The 2,730-nt window shown below is 63.3% G+C and carries 3 protein-coding genes; 2 read left to right on the forward strand and 1 reads right to left on the reverse strand.

The genetic code is table 11. From position 1 onward, the window contains the following. Positions 1–395: 395 nt before the first annotated feature. Positions 396–698: an accessory factor UbiK family protein gene (locus EOA85_RS31985; RefSeq protein ID WP_065012050.1), complete on the reverse strand. Its 303-nt coding sequence runs from the start codon at positions 696–698 to the stop codon at positions 396–398. A gap of 131 nt (positions 699–829) precedes the next feature. Here EOA85_RS31985 and lgt point away from each other — a divergent pair, with 131 nt between their 5' ends. Continuing rightward, positions 830–1,684, forward strand: a complete 855-nt coding sequence (lgt, locus tag EOA85_RS31990) for a prolipoprotein diacylglyceryl transferase (protein ID WP_127212395.1) — start codon at positions 830–832, stop codon at positions 1,682–1,684. Further along, on the forward strand, positions 1,681–2,730 hold a 1,050-nt coding region (locus EOA85_RS31995; protein ID WP_164760017.1), incomplete at its 3' end, for a class I SAM-dependent methyltransferase. The genes lgt and EOA85_RS31995, both read left to right, overlap by 4 nt.

Raw genomic sequence — 2,730 nt, forward strand, 5'->3', positions numbered from 1 at the left:
CATCGGCCCGAAAATCGGTTCGATTTTCGGAAAGCACGACGCGAACGTTCAAAGTTCTAGAGCGTACTTTGTGCGTCCAAGTGGACGCACGTCGCCCTAGTGAGCGCCACACGCTCCGCGGGGCACACGCAACGAACAATCCTGTCTAGAACTCGGACGGCCGGGACTTCGTCAACGCAAAGACCCCAGACCGGACCCCACCGCCCGGCGCATGACCCTGCTCCGAATCATGCAACAAATTCAGTCTATTGATCGGGAGTCGCGTGACCAGCCCAATTTTTCGCACTGCGTCATTCGCATGTGGAAAGCCGCTGTCACAAAGATTCACGCAATGCCGGTAAGCGATTCACGACAAAGCGCTTTTTGCGATTGTGCTTTGTGGAAAAGTTTAACGATTATTTTTTTGATCTGGGCTTTGCCGCAGCCGCAGGTGCGGCCTGTCCGGTCAATTCGGCGAGCTTCGCCTCGAGCGCCTCGATGCGCGCAGCGAGACGGGTGTTTTCCTCCCTGGCCTTCGCCGCCATATCGCGGGCGGCCTCGAATTCTTCGCGCTGCACCAGGTCCATTGAGTTGAGAACGCGCTCGGCCTGCCCCTTGAAGGCGGTTTCCACTTCGCGGCGCACGCCTTGCGCGGCACCTGCGGCGTCGGTCATCAGCTTGGCGAATTCATCGAGAATGCGGTTCGGTCCGGTCGACATGGCAAATCCTCGCTTGCTCGATTTGACGTAGTGGCGCGCGACGCGGAATGCAAGCATCCACGTCGCCTTGACCCCGCCAAAACCCTGCCGCATGGTCCGCGCCCGAACATGATCGCAACCGGGAGACCCTGTTGAGCGAATATTTTATGCTGCCGTTTGCCGCCCTGCCCTTTCCCGATATCGACCCGGTCATCGTCAAGATCGGGCCGCTGGCGGTGCATTGGTATGGCGTCGGCTACATCGTCGGCATTCTCTTTGCCTGGTGGTATGCCAAGCGGCTCGTCACCAATGCAAGCCTCTGGCCCGGCGGCACCGTGCCCATGAAGCCCGAGGATCTCGACGACTTCATCATGTGGGCGGCCATCGGCGTGGTGCTTGGCGGGCGTGTCGGCTACGTGCTGTTCTACGACCTGCCACGTTACATCGCCCATCCGCTCGATATCCTTGCCGTCTGGCAGGGCGGCATGTCGTTCCACGGCGGGCTGCTCGGCGTCATTCTCGCCATGACGCTGTTTTCCTGGTCGCGCGGTATCCGCACATGGTCGCTGTTCGACGTGGTGGCGGCCGGCGTGCCGGTCGGCCTTGGCCTCGTCCGCATGGCGAATTTCATCAACTCCGAACTCTGGGGCAGGCCAACCGACGTGCCATGGGCGGTCGAATTCCCCAATGGCGGGCCATTTGCGCGCCATCCGAGTCAGATCTACGAGGCGCTGCTTGAAGGCCTGGTGCTGTTCCTGGTCCTGCGCTTCCTCACCCATTCCAGGCTCAAGCTGAAGACGCCGCGCTTCGTCGGCGGCGCCTTCATCGCCGGCTACGGTCTCTCGCGCATCTTCGTCGAATTCTTCCGCGAGCCCGATCAGCAGCTCGGCTACCTCCTCGGCACCGGCTGGCTGACGATGGGCATGGTGCTGTCGCTGCCGATGCTGCTGGCCGGCATCTGGGCGATGGCGACGGCAAAGCCGGTTACACAGCCACAGCCGGTATGACCCGACTGAAAGCCCGCATCGTTGAGCTGATCGGTGCGGCGGGGCCGATCCCCGTCAACCAATACATGGCGCTTTGCCTGTTCGATCCGCGGGACGGCTACTATACGACGCGCGAGCCGTTCGGGGCTGCCGGCGACTTCGTCACCGCGCCGGAGATCAGCCAGATGTTCGGCGAGCTGGTCGCTGTCTGGCTCTACGAAGCCTGGCTGGCGACCGGCCGGCCGATGCCGGTCACCATCGCCGAGATCGGCCCCGGCCGCGGCACGCTGATGAAGGACATGCTGCGCACGCTTTCGCGGCTCGATCCGGCGCTGACCGCCGGCGCATCGTTCGCCATGATCGAGACCAGCCCGCGGCTGGCAGATGTGCAAAGGCAAACGCTTGCCGCCACGCCGGCGACGATCGGCTGGCACGAAAGCATCGCCACGCTGCCGCAGACCCCGCTTTTCATGGTCGGCAACGAATTGTTCGACGCGGTGCCGATCCGCCAGTTCGTCCGTGCCGGAACAGGCTGGCGCGAACGGATGATCGGCCTCGATGACGCTGACGAATTGCACTTCTTCGCCGGCGCCGGCTCGGTCGATCCGACGCTGTTGCCGGACGATGCCGAAAACGCACCACAGGGCGCGATCGTCGAGGTCGCGCCGGCCCGAGCCGCGCTGATGGCGACCATCGCTGAGCGATTGGACCGGCTCGGTGGCGCCGGCCTGTTCCTCGACTATGGTTATTTCCGGCCAGGGATCGGCGACACGTTGCAGGCCTTGCGCAAGCACGATCACGAAGATGTGCTGGCCAATCCGGGCGAAGCCGATCTCACCGCCCATGTCGATTTCGCCGCCCTTGCCGCGATTGTGCGGGCGCATGGCCTCGATGCCCATCTCTCCACGCAAGGCGAATTTCTGGTGGAAATGGGTCTTCTCGAACGCGCCGGCCAGCTCGGCGCCAATGCCGATGAAGCGGCTCGCGAAAAGATTGCAGGCGAGGTCGAACGCCTCGCCGGCCCGCAAGCCATGGGCGACCTGTTCAAGGTGCTTGCCGTCCTGCCT

The organism is Mesorhizobium sp. M5C.F.Ca.IN.020.29.1.1 (assembly GCF_003997375.1).
Lineage (GTDB): Bacteria > Pseudomonadota > Alphaproteobacteria > Rhizobiales > Rhizobiaceae > Mesorhizobium > Mesorhizobium wenxiniae.

Bases quoted from the DNA above. Each gene is read 5' to 3' on its own strand.
- EOA85_RS31985 (WP_065012050.1), bottom strand. From the start codon at position 698: ATGTCGACCGGACCGAACCGCATTCTCGATGAATTCGCCAAGCTGATG.